Origin of the sequence: Peribacillus sp. B2I2 (assembly GCF_041261685.1) — a bacterium.
Classification (GTDB): Bacteria; Bacillota; Bacilli; order Bacillales; family DSM-1321; genus Peribacillus.
The window spans coordinates 908,614-926,435 of record NZ_JBGCCB010000001.1 but is presented as its reverse complement, the minus strand read 5'-3'; the positions used below and the strand labels follow the sequence as shown (position 1 = coordinate 926,435).

The 17,822-nt window shown below is 39.2% G+C and carries 16 protein-coding genes; 3 read left to right on the top strand and 13 right to left on the bottom strand.

The window, feature by feature from the left end; translation table 11 throughout:
- Positions 1–274: 274 nt before the first annotated feature.
- Complete coding sequence (gene yhbH / locus ABIE66_RS04690) at positions 275–1,444, bottom strand: sporulation protein YhbH (RefSeq protein WP_289323864.1); 1,170 nt, start codon at positions 1,442–1,444, stop codon at positions 275–277.
- A gap of 480 nt (positions 1,445–1,924) precedes the next feature.
- Entirely contained in the window at positions 1,925–2,104 is a 180-nt protein-coding gene (locus tag ABIE66_RS04685; RefSeq protein WP_289323863.1) for a hypothetical protein, read from the bottom strand.
- 116 nt (positions 2,105–2,220) lie between these two features.
- Here ABIE66_RS04685 and ABIE66_RS04680 point away from each other — a divergent pair, with 116 nt between their 5' ends.
- Positions 2,221–2,430: a hypothetical protein gene (locus tag ABIE66_RS04680; RefSeq protein WP_289317779.1), complete on the top strand. Its 210-nt coding sequence runs from the start codon at positions 2,221–2,223 to the stop codon at positions 2,428–2,430.
- A gap of 183 nt (positions 2,431–2,613) precedes the next feature.
- Here ABIE66_RS04680 and ABIE66_RS04675 read toward each other — a convergent pair whose 3' ends face one another.
- The 4 genes from ABIE66_RS04675 to ABIE66_RS04660 form a co-directional block, all read right to left on the bottom strand.
- Positions 2,614–3,168, bottom strand: coding sequence for a GNAT family N-acetyltransferase (locus ABIE66_RS04675; RefSeq protein ID WP_370014004.1), 555 nt, complete (start codon positions 3,166–3,168; stop codon positions 2,614–2,616).
- Between the two features lie 215 nt (positions 3,169–3,383).
- Positions 3,384–5,279: a PrkA family serine protein kinase gene (locus ABIE66_RS04670; RefSeq protein WP_289323861.1), complete on the bottom strand. Its 1,896-nt coding sequence runs from the start codon at positions 5,277–5,279 to the stop codon at positions 3,384–3,386.
- 539 nt (positions 5,280–5,818) lie between these two features.
- A complete protein-coding gene (locus ABIE66_RS04665; protein WP_289323860.1) occupies positions 5,819–7,453 on the bottom strand; it encodes a glutamate/serine transporter AimA in 1,635 nt (544 codons plus the stop codon).
- A gap of 171 nt (positions 7,454–7,624) precedes the next feature.
- Positions 7,625–8,614 carry a glutaminase gene (locus tag ABIE66_RS04660; RefSeq protein WP_289318474.1) on the bottom strand — a complete coding sequence of 330 codons (990 nt, stop codon included), beginning with the start codon at positions 8,612–8,614 and terminating at the stop codon, positions 7,625–7,627.
- A 384-nt stretch (positions 8,615–8,998) separates the two neighbouring features.
- Between ABIE66_RS04660 and ABIE66_RS04655 the strand changes: the two genes are divergently transcribed.
- A complete protein-coding gene (locus ABIE66_RS04655; RefSeq protein ID WP_289318475.1) occupies positions 8,999–10,261 on the top strand; it encodes a sensor histidine kinase in 1,263 nt (420 codons plus the stop codon).
- A 4-nt stretch (positions 10,262–10,265) separates the two neighbouring features.
- Positions 10,266–11,213 (top strand): response regulator, encoded by a 948-nt coding sequence (locus tag ABIE66_RS04650; protein ID WP_370014003.1) that lies wholly within the window; start codon positions 10,266–10,268, stop codon positions 11,211–11,213.
- Positions 11,214–11,299: 86 nt separating this feature from the next.
- Here ABIE66_RS04650 and ABIE66_RS04645 read toward each other — a convergent pair whose 3' ends face one another.
- The 7 genes from ABIE66_RS04645 to ABIE66_RS04615 form a co-directional block, all read right to left on the bottom strand.
- Complete coding sequence (locus tag ABIE66_RS04645) at positions 11,300–12,247, bottom strand: FecCD family ABC transporter permease (protein ID WP_370016980.1); 948 nt, start codon at positions 12,245–12,247, stop codon at positions 11,300–11,302.
- A 56-nt stretch (positions 12,248–12,303) separates the two neighbouring features.
- Entirely contained in the window at positions 12,304–13,314 is a 1,011-nt protein-coding gene (locus tag ABIE66_RS04640) for a FecCD family ABC transporter permease (protein ID WP_370014002.1), read from the bottom strand.
- A 67-nt stretch (positions 13,315–13,381) separates the two neighbouring features.
- Positions 13,382–14,302, bottom strand: a complete 921-nt coding sequence (locus ABIE66_RS04635; protein WP_289323856.1) for an iron-hydroxamate ABC transporter substrate-binding protein — start codon at positions 14,300–14,302, stop codon at positions 13,382–13,384.
- Positions 14,253–15,101 (bottom strand): ABC transporter ATP-binding protein, encoded by an 849-nt coding sequence (locus ABIE66_RS04630; RefSeq protein WP_370014001.1) that lies wholly within the window; start codon positions 15,099–15,101, stop codon positions 14,253–14,255. Before ABIE66_RS04630 ends, ABIE66_RS04635 begins: the two co-directional genes overlap by 50 nt.
- Before the next feature lie 298 nt (positions 15,102–15,399).
- Positions 15,400–16,149, bottom strand: coding sequence for an oxygen-insensitive NADPH nitroreductase (nfsA, locus tag ABIE66_RS04625; protein ID WP_289323854.1), 750 nt, complete (start codon positions 16,147–16,149; stop codon positions 15,400–15,402).
- A gap of 85 nt (positions 16,150–16,234) precedes the next feature.
- Positions 16,235–16,723, bottom strand: coding sequence for a tRNA (uridine(34)/cytosine(34)/5-carboxymethylaminomethyluridine(34)-2'-O)-methyltransferase TrmL (trmL, locus tag ABIE66_RS04620; RefSeq protein ID WP_370014000.1), 489 nt, complete (start codon positions 16,721–16,723; stop codon positions 16,235–16,237).
- A 67-nt stretch (positions 16,724–16,790) separates the two neighbouring features.
- The gene (locus ABIE66_RS04615) at positions 16,791–17,648 is read right to left on the bottom strand and encodes an amidase domain-containing protein (RefSeq protein ID WP_370013999.1); all 858 of its coding nucleotides are present in this window, start codon (positions 17,646–17,648) and stop codon (positions 16,791–16,793) included.
- Between the last annotated feature and the right edge of the window lie 174 nt (positions 17,649–17,822).

Here is a 17,822-nt window from a genome sequence, read left to right as displayed (position 1 = left end):
GAATGTTCTACTTATTACCAAACATGATGAAGAACTTGGGAAAGCGTTTGGACAGCGTGCTGTTGAAATGACGAAAAGAATGATCTATGTATAGTGGATTTGAAAAAGCCATTGCTTCTGTTGAGCAATGGCCTTTTCATATGTAATTCGACTTTATGAATCTTAATACTGAAGGGAACTGAATATTTTGAAAAAAAGACGCACAATGTAAATCGCACGCCTTTTCACCTTCAACTATATTGATTTACAAAAATCACTCTCCACGTTTCCTTTTTCATGCATACTTCTTACTTTCCTCGTCTTTAAAAAAGCTCTTCATTGCGTGGAAAACGTCTGCCTTTTGCTTAAGGATATAGTACCTGAATTTTTCATTATCGATATTCTTATACGCTGTCATCAATGTCGAATGACGATTGTATTGATTGACTTCACCATACCCGAACATATTGGAAACCTTCATGAGTTCTTCAACAAGCTTAACGCATCGGACGTTGTCAGATGTGAGGTTATCACCGTCTGAAAAGTGAAACGGATAGATATTAAACTTCGCAGGGTCATATTTATGATCAATAAGTTCTAATGCTTTTCGGTATACGGACGAACAAATCGTACCGCCGCTTTCCCCTTTTGAAAAGAAATCCTCTTCCGGAACCACCTTCGCTTCGGTATGATGAGCAATGAACTCGATTTCTACCGTTTCATATTTTGTCCGCAAGAAACGGTTCATCCAAAAGAAAAAGCTTCGAGCCATATATTTTTCCCATAATCCCATACTACCGGATGTATCCATCATTGCCAGCACAACTGCTTTGGAATCAGGTTTCTGGATCTCATTCCAGGTTTTGAATTTAAAATCTTCCTGATAAATAGGGTGAAAACCCGGGTCACCGCTTAAAGCGTTCCGTTTGAAAGCAGATATCATCGTTTTCTTTTTATCGATATTTCCCATTAAGCCTGTCTTGCGGATATCGTTGAATTCGATATGTTCAAGCGTATGCTCTGCCTGTTCTTTCTTCTGGAGATTAGGCAGTTCCAACTGGCTGAACAGGGCTTCCTCCAATTCCATCATTGACACTTCGGCTTCATAATAATCCTCACCTGCCTTGTCACCTGCACCTTGGCCCTTACCGGCCCCGGCGTCGGACGGCGAGCCATCCCTTGCAACCACGTCCCCCACTTTACTATCTCCATCGCCTTGCCCTACATGTTTGTTTTTATCATAGTTATAACGAATTTTGTATTCATCCAAGGAGCGAATGGGAATCTTGATAACATCCCGGCCATTGGACATTACGATGCTTTCTTCTGAAATTAAATCAGGTAAATTATTCTTGATGGCTTCCTGCACCTTTTCCTGATGGCGTTGTTGATCATCATAGCCTTTCCGATGGAGGGTCCAATTTTCCTGTGAGATAACATATTGTTGATTATTCTCTTCCGACATTCTCTTCCCCCCTTAAAAATGTTTGCACGCTTTTCATCATTCCTTCATATAATAAATTAGTGTGAGAAAGCCCACATCATTCCGGTTTTTCAATGAAAAAATACTGTACGAAAAAACGGATTAAAAGAAAAGTATTACTCTATCTTATGCAGCGGTGCAGGATAATTTACAACAAAATTCAAAATGGATGTTTGCCTACGAACTAGACAAGTCATGACATGTACATTAGAGGCCCTTTTAAGATTTTTTCTAAACGTTACTGCAAAATAGGTATTTCATCAAAACGAACAGACCTGATGTTTTTCAGTCTTTTCGGTTTCTTGTATGCTTCATTTTTTTGATTGGCTGGGGTACATAATCTGCACAGCAGAGACATAAAGGTACATTTCAAAAAAAGCAATGAAAACAACAAAAGGGAGCTCCAGTAATTTTCTGGGCATCCCTTTTATATAGATAGAATGATTCTGGTTATGATATTCGTCAATCTTTATCTTCCTCTATTTCATGTTGAACTGTACCGGGGCGTTTATCCCACTGTTTCAATTCTTCATTCGTCCTTTGATTTTCCATCTGCTTCCCAAGTTCTTTCATTTCTTCATAATCCTTCGCCATGGAGCTATTTTCCGGAACATGCTCCTTTTTCAATTCTTCTTTACTCATTTTTATCACCTCTACTTATTGATACCCAATATTTCCAAATCCAAAACGTAACATATCTGATGGAAAGATGGGGTATAGATAAGACATTATGAGCAATCTAAGGAGGTGCAAGAAACATGCAAACAACTACTCTTTATGTAAAGGAAGCAACATCAGAAGGGCCGATATTAAATCTAGAGTCCATACTTTTAAAAACGGAAGGTGTGGAACGTGCGATCATCGATGTTGATGATGGGGAAATTAAAATTGATCATAGCGAAGAAAAACTTTCACCTGACCAACTTATCACACTTATTGAACAGTACGGTTTGAATGTAACTAAATAGAAAACAAAAAACTCCGGGCTCCCATCCATTGAGAAGTGCCCGGCATTTTTTTGTCTTAGGCCCTGTTTAACTTGATTGTTGATTTTCTTCAATTAATAAGCGTTTTCGAAATGAAAATCGAATACAAATTTTTTTCGAATGGCGAGTAAGTAATATTCACCCCCCTTTTCTTAACTTCGTATGTTAATTATTGATCATTTCATTAATAATCCCGCAATATACTAAATCCTCATATTTACTGTCTTTTATGACATGTTCCTTTAATATCCCCTCTTTTTTCATACCAATCTTCTCCATAACTTTACCTGAAGCAAGGTTCGATAGAAAATATCGTGCAAACACTTTGTGCAGTTTCTTTTCTTCAAAAGCAAATTGCAAAATCGCTCGTGCTGCCTCTGTCGCATAGCCATTTCCCCAATATGGCTCGCCAATCCAATAGGCTATTTCTCCGTGGTTAAAACTTTTATTGTTCGATAATGCAATTGCTCCAAATAATTCGCCAGTTTCCTTGTCTGTTACCGCGAACTCATAATTTTTATCAGCCATAAAATTATCGTAATGGTGCCCCATCCAGGATAAAGCATCATTTAAACTATACGGATAAGGTAGGTACAATGTATTTTTGTAAATATTATTGTTATTGCAAAGGGTCGCAACCGCTGCTGCATCGGGTGTTTGAAATAATCTAAGGACGAGCCTTTCTGTCGTAATCATTAATTTTTCACGAACATAATCCATTCAATCGACTCCAAATCCTGCCCTTTTCTTAACTAAGGCAACTTGTTTTTCTTTGATTATAGATAACTGTTCTACACATATTCCTGAAAACCTTGTTGCACTATCATTTTTTATAATGGAATCGTTGCGTTTGTTTCATTCGTAGGATATAAGTAACTTTCCGTAAAAGTAGGTAAACCCCTGCCCGATAGGGGGCAGGGGCAAAAAAGTATGGATTACCGATTTAACAAGCTGCCCACGTAGCGCAGCAAATCATTGGCTGAAGTGGAATTATATCCGTGCTCATCGATAAGTCTCGTGATGACTTCGTTCACTTTCTTCAGTTGCCTTTCGTCTGGTGTCTTCGTTGAAGTGGTGATCTTAACTACATCCTTCAAATCGGCAAATAGTTTTTTCTGGATCGCTTCCCGTAAACGATCATGTGAATTATAATCGAATCGCTTACCTTTACGCGCATATGCAGAAATTCGAATCAATATTTCTTCGCGGAATGCTTTTTTTGCATTCTCGGAAATTCCAATTTGCTCTTCAATCGAGCGCATCAATTTTTCATCCGGGTTAATTTCTTCCCCAGTCAAAGGATCGCGCAGTCTTGATTTATTGCAGTATGCTTCGACATTGTCCAGATAATTATCCATGAGGATCTTAGCCGACTCTTCATATGAATAGACAAACGCCTTTTGCACTTCATTTTTTGCAATGGCATCATATTCTTTACGTGCCAGTGAAATGAAATTCAGATACCGCTCCCGAAGTTCGTTCGTAATGGATGGATGTTGGTCAAGACCTGCTTTTAATGACATAAGTACATCCAATGCATTAATGGACGGATTTTCCTTACGAATGATCGTTGAGGAAATTCGGTTAATCACATAACGTGGATCGATTCCGCTCATGCCTTCGTCCTGATATTCTTTTTTCAATTCATTGATGTCAGCGGAATTAAAGCCTTCCACGTTTTCCCCATCATAAAGCCTCATCTTTTTCACTAAATCTATATCGCCCTTTTTGGGATCCTTAAGGCGGGTCATGATGCTGAAGATTGCAGCCACCCTTAAGGTATGCGGAGCTATATGAACATCGGAAACATCACTTTCATGAATCATCTTTTCATAAATCTTTTCTTCCTCTGTAACCTTCAGATTATATGGAATCGGCATGACAATGATCCGGGAATGCAGTGCTTCATTTTTCTTGTTGGAAATGAAAGCTTTATATTCCGTTTCATTCGTATGTGCCACGATAAGTTCATCGGCACTGATCAATGCAAACCGTCCCGCTTTAAAATTTCCTTCCTGAGTCAGTGAAAGCAAATGCCATAAGAACTTCTCATCACATTTCAGCATCTCCTGGAACTCCATCATCCCGCGGTTCGCCTTGTTCAGCTCGCCATCAAAACGGTAGGCACGCGGATCCGATTCGGATCCATATTCGGCAATCGTCGAAAAATCGATGCTGCCCGTCAAATCAGCAATATCCTGTGACTTAGGGTCAGAAGGACTGAATGTTCCAATACCAACACGTTTATCCTCCGAAAGGAAAATACGCTCGACCATCACATCTTCAATTCTGCTTCCATACTCCTGTTCTAACCTCATAACATTCAGCGGCGAAAGATTACCTTCAATTCGGATGCCATATTCCTCATAAAAATCCTGCCGTAAGTACTGTGGGATGAGATGCAGTGGATCTTCGTGCATCGGGCATCCCTTTATTGCATAGATGGCACCAGTATCTTTTAACGAATAATTTTCAAGTCCACGCTTCAGTAAAGAAACGAGCGTAGACTTCCCTCCTGAGACCGGACCCATCAAAAGCAAGATCCGTTTACGTACATCCAACCGCTTTGCCGCCGGATGAAAATATTCCTCGATGAGTCTTTCCAGTGAATCTTCAAGGCCAAACAACTGGCCGCTGAAAAAATTGTATTTCTTTGATCCATTTACTTCCTCTATCCCCGCATCTCTGATCATGTTGTATACACGTGAATGAGCAGATTGTGCAACCAATGGTGTTTCTTTCAAGATGTCTAAGTACTCTGCGAAGGTGCCTTCCCACTTAAGCTTCTGTTCATCTTCTCTAAATTTTTCGATTTTCTTTAAAATATCCATTTAAGGAACCTCCCCCTGTCACTTTCAGAGAATACTTAAATCTATGCACCAAGTCTGACAAACATGTCAGACTTTAAAAAGTCGCCGGGCATTGTTTCGAATCCCCCTTCACTCTTTTTGTATCTAAAAAGGCTTATTCATTGAACAATTGATGACAAAACAGCTGACAAGAAAAATTGTGTGCACTCCTGCTAAAAATTAGGGTATACTAAGCCTATACTTAAGTGGGACAATATGGGTAAAGGGAGGTCACAACATGGGCACAGTTATTATCGTTGCAGTCGCTATTACATTTTTAACCGCTATCTTCACTGCTGGGTATGACGATAAACCAGGTGTGAAATAAAGAATATAAAAGCCTTTCTTAAATTCCAAAAAGGGGACAGCAAATTAAAATTTGCCGTCCCCTTTTGCATCCAATCCATATAAATAGAAAAAAGCACTTTCGTAATTAAATATCTTTTTAAAAGATTAAAAATAAACACTGCCATTGAATTCTGCTTATCGAAGCATGAAATCAATGGCAGTGCCTTCATATTTTATACAGCGTTCTTTTTTTCCGTTTGAGATGTGATGTCGTTCTCCATTGATCTCAAGTCGTCGTTTACCTTTTGCCCTTGTTCCAAATATTCTGTTTGGAATCCACTCTTTATTGCCCAACTATAGAACACTAGTGATAAACATGTAATGATGACCATATCCCAACCAAATGGAATTACGTTCAGTCCGCCAAACTTTTCACTGCCTAAGTATGAAATGGTCATCATACAGAGTAAATAAACAACCATCCAAAGCCCTGCTGAAAAGTTTTGACGGAATCCCTTCCATTTTATTTTTGATTGATAATAGAAATAAACGGGAAGACCAATCATAATGATAAATAATACTTGTCCTGTCAGTGGCCATCTTGCCCAATATAGAACTAAAGAAGCAAAAACGAAGCCAAGTGGTGCAATAATACTTAATCCTTTTAAACGTAATGGTCTATACAAGTTCTGACCTGTGCGTCTTAATGTTATAACAGTAACTGGACCCGTAATATAAGAGACTAAAGTCGCAACCGAAATAACCTCTGCCAGTACACCCCAGCCTCTAAACATGAATAAAAATAAGAACGATACGCCTAGATTTAAAAACATGGCTTGACGAGGGATACCATAAAGAGGATGTAGTTTTCCAAACACGCTTGGTAAATATTTATTCTTTTCCATTCCATAAAGCATTCGTGACGTTGTCGCCGTGTATGTTATTCCCGTCCCCGAAGGAGAAATAAAAGCATCCACATATAGTAAAATAACTAACCAGTTTATGCCTAAAACAATAGCTAAGTCAGCAAACGGTGAATTGAAATTCAAATGTTGCCATCCGTTCACAATCATAGACGGATCAACGGCTCCAATAAACGCAACCTGTAATAAAACGTAGATGACCGTTGCAATTAATATGGAACCAATTACTGCAATTGGGATCGAACGTCCAGGATTCTTTGCCTCACCTGCCATATTAATTGGACTTTGAAAACCGTTAAATGCAAAGATAATACCAGAGGTTGCTACAGCAGTGAGTACACTTGCCCAACCATTAGGTGCTATACTTCCTGCAGACGTAAAATTGGATGCATGAAAACCGGCAAATAAAAGTGATCCAATCGTAAGTCCAGGTATAATAACCTTAAAGACTGTAATAAATGAATTAGCTTTCGAAAACAAACTAACTGTCCAGTAATTTAATAAAAAGTAGACGATCAATAATGCAGAGGCAATTGCCAAGCCTCCCCCAGTAAGACTTCCATTTTCCACTAAACCATGTGTCCACTGTGCCCATTCCCATGGCCATGAGCTCATATATTGAACAGAAGCAATCGCTTCAACCGGAATTACGGAAACGATTGCAATCCAGTTTGCCCAACCTGCAAGAAACCCTAAAAACGAACCATGAGAGTACTGCGTATACTTTACCATTCCCCCAGCTTCAGGAAACATTGCCCCTAATTCACTGTAAGAAAGTGCGATAAATAAAATGACGACCATCCCGATAATCCAAGAGATAATGGCTGCTGGTCCTGCAATTTGTGCCGCTCTCCAAGCTCCGAATAACCAACCTGAGCCAATAATAGAGCCGAGTCCCACCATCGTTAACGAAAACGTTCCCATCTTTCGCTGCAAATTATTCATATGTTTATCACCATGCTTTCCAAAATTATTCCTTACGTTTAAAAGTAACAAGATTAATGATTTCTCTTACTGCATTACATCACCTCTTGTTATGGTTTAGTGAATTGATAGGGAAATCTTTAGGATGGTACCCTATATTGATTTTTTATAAGAACAAAATTTTCTTTACTTTCAGAAAATACTTAGATCCCATTCTTGTGCCATTTGTTTCAATAACAAACTACCTGTTACGCTATTCCCATATTCATCTATGGCCGGTCCATAAATACCAATACCACATCCATCTTGAAAAGGCAGTCCGCTTCTGGCATTTGGAGGAACTAACGCCATAATCCCACCAGATACTCCACTTTTGGCTGGCACCCCAACAAAAGCCGCAAATTTCCCCGAGGCATTGTACATTCCACAAGTAAGCATTAATGCTTTGGCTAGTTTTGCCACTTTTTTAGGGAGAACTTGTTCTTTACGAATAGGATGGTATCCATCTTGTGCAAGAATCAATCCAAACAGGGCTATGTCTTCCGTGGTCACTTCTATGGAACATTGCTTCAGGTAAACCTCCAAAGCTTCCTCAACATCCGATTCTAAATAATTCGCCTCTTTTAAATAGTGAGCTAAAGCTCTATTTCTATGAGAGGTTTGCCACTCAGATTGATACACTTCCTCATTGATGGTCGGGCGCTTCCCTAACAAATTTTCAAATAATGCATAGAGAAATTCCAATTTTTTTTGTGAAGAATCCCCTGGAAGAAGCGACGCTATAGTAATCGCTCCAGCATTTATCATAGGATTAAACGGTTTTCCCGGCTTATGCATTTCTAAACGAATAATTGAATTGAAAGCATCCCCAGTTGGTTCCACATCGACCCTCTCTAAAACATAAGAAATGCCGCAACCCAAGCATGCGGCTATAAAGCTAAGCACTTTTGAAATACTTTGCAACGTGAAAGGGACTTCACAATCCCCTGACTTCATCATTGTTCCACCTGGCTCTAGTATGCAGATACCTAATTGCGATAAGTGTATATTACTCAATGCCGGTATATAATTGGCGGTTTGTCCTTCTGTTGCATAGGATCTGTAGTGTGCCACCCATTCATCTAAGCAGGCTTGCTTTTGGCTATTAACGTGAATGTCATACTCTTTTGACAATTCTTCAATCACATTCTTCCACCTCATTAGTTGTTTGTGCTTACTTTATTGGATTTGCTGAAAACACAATGAAAATCGTTAAGCGCTTTCAAAATATTTCTATCTACCTTTAATTTTAAAATGGGAACTACATAAACATACGAAAACCTACAAATTCTAAAAAATAAAAATCCACAAAAAAAACGTGATTAATTCACATCAACTGTTACCATTATTTGTTGATAGAAAAACAGATTGGTTTTGCCATAATTGGTACTAAGCCGTTTAATCAGGAACAAAGTAAGCGTTGTATTGAAGCCGATGAAACTGTATACTGATTTTTTAAACAAATTGGGAGGTGACGACTTGAATCTCAGTACGTTAATGAAAAAAGAGGTCAATATCCTTGTTCTGATGTTGTTAACAGTACCATTAGCAGGCGAATTGAGTTTTTATCCTTTAAATGAAACGTTTCGAATAAGTTTTGGTCCGCCTGCACTTTTCTTCTTTTTACTATTATTACAGAAAACACCTGCCATTTTTTCAGGCATCTTGACAGGAACAATGGTCGTGGTATTTCGAATCCTAATAGACTTTTTCATGCATGATAATTTTTCCTGGACTTCTTCTTTCCAAGTCCAATATCCTAGTTTTTTCTTTTATTTCACCTATTCCTTTCTTTTTTCTTTAGTGAAAATACACCGCTTTCAAAACCGATCTTTAGTTATTGGGTTTATTGGTCTCATTATCGAAATATTGTCCGACTCTGTAGAATTATTCTTTCAATATATTGTATTAGAAACAACGATTACGTTAGGTTCACTAAATGAGATGATCGTGATCGCATTCGGCCACAGTTTTATCGTTTTAAGCTTTTTTAATATGATGAAACTTTATGAAGCACAATCACGAGAAAAGCAAATCAGAAAACAAAATGAACATATGCTGATGCTCATTTCAAATTTATATGAGGAAACGATTCATTTAAAAAAAACATTAAAAAATGCAGAGAATATTACAAAGAAATCGTATGATTTGTATCGTGATTTAAAAGAACTGGAAAAAAGGGAAAAGCAACCTGATGTTCCTGCACAGCAATATAGTCAAAAGGCTTTGCGTATCGCGGGTGAAATGCATGAAGTTAAGAAGGATAATCAACGAATTTTTGCTGGTCTATCTAAATTGATCTCCAATGAGAGTTTTAAAGATTATATGAATGCTGCTGAACTCTTTCATTTAATTATCCGAATTAATGAAAAATATGCCTTATCACTTGGAAAGGATATTCAATTTGAATACTCATTGGATGGAAATAATCATTCACATTATCATGTATATACCGTATTATCTCTTTTCAATAATTTAGTCGCTAATGCAGTGGAAGCAATTAAAGAAAAGGGAATCATTCGTTTAAGTTTGTGTGAAATTTGCGACAATGTAGAATTTAAAGTGGCTGATAATGGACCTGGTATCCCTCAAAAATATCAGACCGTTATATTTAAACCTGGATTCACTTCAAAATATGATCAATACGGAACACCTTCAACAGGGATTGGACTCTCATATGTTAATGAAGTCGTGAAAGAACTGGGGGGGGACATCCTATTTGAAAATAAGCTTAACGGGGCCCTTTTTTCAATAAAGTTACCAATTCATAAGTTGATTCAGAGAGGATGATTTCATGCGTTTTTTTATTACAGATGACGATTGTGCTATACGTTCAAACTTAAGCCAAATCATTGAGAACGAAGATTTAGGAGAAGTGGTGGAGGAAGCGGAAGATGGAAGTTTATTAGAAGGACATATTTTGAATTTAAAACAAATTGATATATTATTCATTGATTTATTAATGCCCATTCGAGATGGCATTGAGACACTCCGTCATATAAAAAATACATTTAACGGAAAAATAATAATGATTTCACAGGTTGAATCCAAGGAGCTAATTGGTGAAGCATACTCGCTCGGAATTGATTATTATATTACTAAACCAATCAATCGTATTGAAATATTAACAGTCATTCGAAAAGTTATGGAACGTATCCATTTGGAAAGATCGATCACTAATATCCAAGCCTCTTTAAATAGTGTATTGAGTTTTGAACAGCCAAAAGTTGCTAAATCAAATAATTTCAATGAGAACAGTATAAAAGAAGTGGGCGAATTTCTTTTATCGGAATTAGGAATAGTTGGAGAAAATGGGGCAAAAGATTTAATGGAAATGCTTCAATATTTATTTATGTATGAACGGACTTTTACTTTTAAACAGCATTTCCCGACCCTTAAAGATATCTTTGTGGAAATCACAAAGAAAAAGCTCGGAACATCAGCTGTGCAGGCTGATATTAATCGTGAAATTAAAGCTGCCGAACAGCGAATACGCAGAACCATCAACCAATCGTTAAATCATTTTGCTTCGCTCGGTTTAACGGATTTTTCAAATCCAAAGTTTGAAAATTACGCTTCTAAATTTTTTGATTTCACAGTCGTTCGCCAAAAGATGAAAGAACTGCAAAATGATTCTACAATACTTCTTACTCCTACCCGAGTAAATACAAAAAAGTTTATTCAAGTATTTTATTTCGAAGCGAAACGCTTGAATCCAGATGAAATAATTAGATATAGATAATCCATGAATAATCACAAAAAAAACTACGGAAGTACTCAAAAAGCATAAAATCCCCTGAAAAATTTCAAGGGATTTTAGCTACGTTCTTATTTTTTCAGCAATAAATACATGAAATAAGGAGCACCGATCAATGCAACCATGATACCTGCAGGAATCCCTTCGGGTTCAATTATATTACGGCCTATCGTATCGGCAAGCAACAATAGCCATCCACCGATTAAAATGGCAACTGGAATGAATAATTGATTTCGAGGTCCTACCAATGATTTTGCTATATGCGGAGCCATGAGTCCAATGAATGCAATTCCGCCTGTAACGGAAACGGCAGCTGCGGCCAGTGCGACAGCAGTTATTAGCAATACGATCCGTTCCTTTTCAATCGATACACCCACTCCAATTGCGACCGGTTCACTTAAACCAAGCAGATTCAACCGATTTGCTTTATATAAAGTGAATGGGATAAGGACGATTAACCATGGTAGAACCGCCCAAATGAAGGGCCAATCCGTGCCCCAAATATTCCCCGCCAACCATTTTGCGATGAAATCGACTTTTGCCCGTTCCGCCGATGAAATGAGGACAATCATCAGGCCTGAAAGCGCCATTGAAAAACCAACCCCGATCAGCACTAACCGAACTGGTTCAAGACCGACCCTTCTCTTAAATGAGAGTATATATATTAAACAGGCCGTCAGTAACGCGCCGATGAAAGCGACAAGTGGAATCATATAAACAAATGAACCTGCGTCAATCGGGAAAAACAGAAAGAAAGCGGCAATGGCTACACCAGCTCCTGAGTTGATTCCGATGATTCCGGGATCGGCTAAATCATTGCGTGTGATTCCCTGTAGAATGGCTCCCGACAGTGCAAGGGCCATACCTGCTAAAAGGGTAATGATGATTCTTGGTAATCGGACGGAAAATAATATGAATTCCTCTTTAAACGTCCCTTGCCCGAAAAGCGTAGGAATCAGTCGCCCAAGAGAAAGATTCGAATATCCCGAACACGTCCCAATAATGATCGTAATGATAATGAGTGCGGATAATGCACCTAATATCCATCGCTGTTTTTTGACTAATGCTGACTGGATCATGAAAATGCTTTACCTCCTTTACGCACGATTAGGAGGAAGAAAGGTAAACCTATCATCGCAATAACCGCTACCACAGGCGTTTCATATGGAGAATTGATAGTACGTCCGATCGTATCGGCAAGCAACATGAAAGTGGCCCCTAAAATCGCGGACATAGGCAGGATGAATCGATAATCCGTACCCACGATAGCCCGAACCATATGGGGAACCATTAACCCGATGAATACCATATTCCCAACAAGCGCAACGGCAGCACCAGCCAGGAGAATGATGACTACGAAGAGTACCGCCTTTATTTGTGTTGTCTTTTGACCTAATCCTACCGCCACCTCTTCACTTAAGCTAAGTATGGTGAGCTGTCTGGAAAAGAGAAAGGAGATCAGGATGCCTATTAAAATGAACGGGACGATTACACGAAGCTGATCCCATGATGTTCCGATATTCCCGCCTGCAGTCCACATTGAAACATCTTTTGATACTTTGAAATAAATCCCGACACCTTCCGAAACGGCAAATAGGAATGCAGAGACTGCTGCACCAGCCAATACGATCCGTAAAGGAGAAAATCCTCCCTTTTTCATCGCACCTATCCCGAAAACCATGGTTGCCCCCACAGCGGAACCTATAAAACACGCAGTCATGATCCCTAAGTTATTAGCTGTTGGAATAAATGCCAAAGTAATGGCCAGACCCGCATTGGCTCCTGCCGTCAATCCAAGCAACCCCGGATCGGCAAGTGGATTCCTAGTCATCCCCTGCATGATGGCACCAGAAACGGCAAGTGCTGCACCAACAAAGATTGCCCCCACTTCACGAGGGAACCGGATTTCCCGAATGATTGAAATCTTTTCACCGGTAGCATTCGATGTCAGTGCTTGCCAGACATCTCTTACGGTAACATCAGCCGCACCAAATGCCATGGAAATAATGAACATGCCTATGAATACAGCAATCCCTATCATCAGTTTACATATAAATGGGATGAAACGTTGATTTTCATTAGTCATCTGTCTCTCTCATCTCTTTTTTTATAGAATAAAAGGAGAGGAATTGGTATCCCTCTCCCTCGCTGTATTATTTTCCAAGAAAACTTTTTGAAAAGAAGTCTAATTGGTATTCTAATGTTATAGGATCATTGAAGTAGAATTCTTTCGCATTAGCTTCAAAGAGTTGATTGTTTTTTACAGCAGGAATGTTTTTATACGTATCTGTTTGTTGGAATGAATTGTCCTCATCTTTATTATTACTCAAAATCACATAATCACCAGCATAGTCTGCCAGAACTTCTAAAGATAAAGCGAAGTAACCATCTTTCAACGCCGCTTCTTTTACTTTTTCAGGCATGGCCAATTTCATTTCCTGATAAAGGATTTCCGTTCCACGACCCCAATTATCGCCAAATACATAGAACTGTTTGTCAAACTTTTCGAATACCGAAACGGTAGTATCTTCACCGATTTTAGCTTTAATGTCTTCACCGGTCGCTTTTGCACGTTTTTTGAAATCATCCACCCAAGTTTGGGCTTCTTTTTCTTTATTCAAAAGCTTACCAATTTCTATGTGCTGTGTTAAATAGTCCACTTTTCCGTATGTATACGTTACGGTTGGGGCAATTTCACTTAACTTATCGACATTTTTAATCGTTGATAAACCAATGATTAAATCCGGATCCAACTCGATGATCTTTTCCAGGTTTTCGTCAGTCACTTCTTCGACATCTTTTAATTCTTTAAAATTCGGGTTCATTTTAGACCAGGAATCAACCCCTACAAGGTTAACATCCAAAGCCATTACGTTACCTGCGAAAGTAGATAGAACGACAACACGCTTTGGATCTGCCGGAACTTCAACAGGGCCATTTTCAGATTGGTAAGTGATGGTGCCTGATTTTTCCTTTTTGGAAGTGGAGCTTTTTTCTTTTTCGGTTGCCTCGTTACCACAAGCACTAATAATTAACACTAACAGCAGTATAAACGGGATCATTATCTTTTTCATTTGTTTTCAAATCTCCTTTTAGTAAATTGTATGTACTGCACATTGGTTTGTTCGTTCGTTGATCTCGTCCGATAACCGCATCAATATGGAAGACTTCCTTTAACACTTCATGAGTGATGACTTCTTCACAATCTCCCGCTTTGACTATTTCCCCGTCTTTTAAGGCAATGATATAGTCGGCAAAGCGAGCAGCTTGGTTTAAATCATGAAGAACCATGACAATCGTACGTTCCTGTTCTACATTCAGCCTCTGTAAGAGTTCTAAAACCTCTAGCTGATGCGCCATATCCAAATAGGTGGTCGGCTCATCAAGGAAGATGATTTCCGTTTCCTGGGCAAGGGCCATGGCAATCCAAACACGCTGGCGCTGACCTCCTGAGAGAGCATCCACCGGACGGAACTTAAAGTCTTTCGTGCCGGTCACTTCAAGTGCCCAATCAATCACATCATAGTCTTTTTGGGTTAGACGCCCAAAACCTTTTTGATAGGGAAAGCGCCCATATGATACGAGCTCGCCAACTGTCAATCCGCTTGCACTCTCGGGTGTCTGCGGAAGTATGGCCATTTTTCTTGCAAGGATCTTAGTGCTCTCTTTTGAGATATTCATCCCATCTAAAACAACCATACCTGATTGATTTGGAATGATCCGGGTGATCGCTTTCAAAAGTGTGGATTTCCCACATCCATTTGAACCGATGATCGTTGTGATTTTTTTATCTGGAATTTCCACACTGAGATCTTTTACAATCAAACGTTCACCATAACCAATATTTAAATTCTCTGTATATAGGCGAACCATTTTTTAACCTCCATTTATTGAAAAATAGGTAAGTAAAAACTCAAATGAAAATGATTATCATTATCCATTACTTATTTACTATAATTCTATCTAAATATATTGTCAATAGTTATTTCATGGGTATATAAGGAGCAATTCTGATAGGATTATTGAGCTGAACCCGTTTTTAGCGACAAATGAAAACAATAAAGATCCCGGAAATATTTCCGGGATCTTTATTGTTTGGCTCATGTTCAGGATTTTGATAAATGTCCCTTATGGGAACGGAAAGAATACTCCTAAAAGGTCATTTCATCGATCAATGTTTCTTAAACCCTTGCTTCTCCACATAATCTTTCATGTATAATCTGCTTTTCTTTCCAAGCATGGCAGCCATTTGCTCGGTCCAGGTGTCTTTTCGTTTACCTTTAGTCCGACGCTCGTAATAACTCGAGATCGTTTCATTATACTCTTCAAGCTGTCCGATGTATTCCTGCTTATCCTCCTGATATCCATTTTCATGATAGATATTGGACTGCGGCAAACGCGGCTTTTTATCAGAACGGTTTTTCGGATATCCGACCACTAGGGCGAATAACGGAATGACCCGATGAGGTATATTCAAAATCTCTGACACTTCCGGGAGATTATTGCGGATCCCGCCGATATAGCAAATGCCAAGATCCATCGATTCTGCGGCCAGCGCTGCATTTTGAGCCGCTAGAGCAGCATCAATACAGGCAACCATGAATTTCTCCGTACTTTCAATCGATTCAGTCAGGTCCGTGTTTTCCATTTCGGAAACCATATCCTGACGATATAAATCAGCACAAAAGACGAATAGATGCCCATTCTTCTCTACATAAGATTGTGGTCCGGCAAGTTCAGCAAGCTTGGCTTTCTTTTCCGGATCGGATACCCCTATGATTGAATACGCTTGAATGTAACTTGAAGTCGATGCAGCCTGGGCACATTCCACAATCGTATTGATTTGCTCCTCAGACAATAGCTTGTCCTCAAAAGAACGAATGGAACGGTGATCTAAAATCTTCTCAATAATATGATTCAAAGCTCCCACCCCTATTCAATATGTAAAGTGAAACAACCATCATCGGGGCTGAATCTACCCCGATGACAGTATGCAGTGATGAAACTCAATCTTTTGTTTTCAAATCCAATTCACGGTAATTTTGCTGTCTCAATGCTTCATAAACCAAGATGGCAGCCGTGTTCGAAAGATTAAGGGAACGTACTTTATCCGTCATTGGAATCCTTAGGCACCTATCCACATTTTCCTGGATCAGCTCTTTCGGGAGACCTGTCGTTTCACGGCCAAAAATGAAGTATATCTCACTGTCTTGATCACTGTAATCGAAGCTGGAATGCGGCTGCTCCCCGAATTTCGTTAAGTAATAAAATTCACCGCCGGCATTCTTTTCATAGAACTCTTCCAACGAATCATAATAATGGATCTTTACATTCTCCCAGTAATCGAGCCCGGCCCTTTTGAGCTGTTTGTCATCCGTTGAGAAACCGAGCGGACGAATGAGATGTAAAGACGTATCCGTCCCTGCACATGTTCTTGCGATATTGCCTGTATTTGCTGGAATCTGTGGTTGATATAAAACTACATGTATTGACACTTCATTTTCACCTCTAGTTTAAACTTCACCTTAATTATAGCATTAAACAAAAAAGACTAAAAACCAATCATCTTCCATCCAACATCGCAAAGAATTTATAAACGATATTCGGTGTATACCTAGTCGAATCCTCATACGTCCAATACCGGTGACGGCTGTTCATCGTATGGGCATTCACAAGCGGCATCCCATCCTGATCCTTCGCCGTAACGATCAAGTTATGATCAAACCGCCCATCCCCTTCGAAATCTATACAGAGGATATCACCCAAATTCAATTCCTTGGCCGTCTTCACCTGCTTTGTCCTGATGGCATTCCCGGCTTTAAGCAGATGATATAAAGAATGGGCCGTCGTCCATGTGTAACTCCAGCTTTTCCCTCTTATCCACCAGCCCTTATTTTTGTTCGGCGCCCCCCACATCGGGATTCCTCCCGCATGTAAACATTGTGAAATGTAATTCGTACAATCATCAGTGAATTTATTATAAGCAGGATTGAATTCGTTCCACCAACGCTCGGCATATTGGACGGCCTTCATCCGATCGTACTTATATGCGAGACGATCTGCACCTGGATCAGATTCTGGCGGTACCTCTTCCGTTTCAATGGTGGGAAACAGCTCACGTTCATCCACTATATACCCATTTCGAAACCGAGCCTCCCGTTCTTCCATTTCTTCTTCTATATAAAATGAATCCTCCTGTTTCAATAAATATTGCAGGTGCACATGATAAGTCAGGACAGTATCCATGTCTTCCTTTCTCTTCGAATGAACCTTGCCTGCAGCATTCACCCGAACAATTTCCGCAGCACGGTTCCTCATCAAATCCTTTTTCAGATGTAACTTCCTTTCACTCCGTTCCTGATTATCGGAAGTATAAAACTCCACTCTTTCTTGTAAAAGGCGTTGCAATTGATTCCTCAAGTTCATGCCCTCCTTCTTACCATCTATGCTAATGTGTATGTATAAGGGCATGGACAAAAACACAACTTCATAAAATGTAGGGTTTCAACCCTTTCTAATCTTATAAATATATAGAAGGTTTCCTTGAAAGAACTCGGAATATCTTAAGCAAAAAAGCAGCCCCATTAATATTAA

Coding starts and splice junctions, on each gene's coding strand:
- ABIE66_RS04635 (WP_289323856.1), bottom strand. CDS start 14,302: ATGAAAAAGATAATGATCCCGTTTATACTGCTGTTAGTGTTAATTATT.
- ABIE66_RS04650 (WP_370014003.1), top strand. CDS start 10,266: ATGCGTTTTTTTATTACAGATGACGATTGTGCTATACGTTCAAACTTA.
- ABIE66_RS04675 (WP_370014004.1), bottom strand. CDS start 3,168: ATGGATTATGTTCGTGAAAAATTAATGATTACGACAGAAAGGCTCGTC.
- ABIE66_RS04685 (WP_289323863.1), bottom strand. CDS start 2,104: ATGAGTAAAGAAGAATTGAAAAAGGAGCATGTTCCGGAAAATAGCTCC.
- ABIE66_RS04655 (WP_289318475.1), top strand. CDS start 8,999: ATGTTGTTAACAGTACCATTAGCAGGCGAATTGAGTTTTTATCCTTTA.
- ABIE66_RS04680 (WP_289317779.1), top strand. CDS start 2,221: ATGCAAACAACTACTCTTTATGTAAAGGAAGCAACATCAGAAGGGCCG.
- ABIE66_RS04640 (WP_370014002.1), bottom strand. CDS start 13,314: ATGACTAATGAAAATCAACGTTTCATCCCATTTATATGTAAACTGATG.
- ABIE66_RS04630 (WP_370014001.1), bottom strand. CDS start 15,101: ATGGTTCGCCTATATACAGAGAATTTAAATATTGGTTATGGTGAACGT.
- ABIE66_RS04670 (WP_289323861.1), bottom strand. CDS start 5,279: ATGGATATTTTAAAGAAAATCGAAAAATTTAGAGAAGATGAACAGAAG.
- yhbH (WP_289323864.1), bottom strand. CDS start 1,444: ATGTCGGAAGAGAATAATCAACAATATGTTATCTCACAGGAAAATTGG.
- ABIE66_RS04665 (WP_289323860.1), bottom strand. CDS start 7,453: ATGAATAATTTGCAGCGAAAGATGGGAACGTTTTCGTTAACGATGGTG.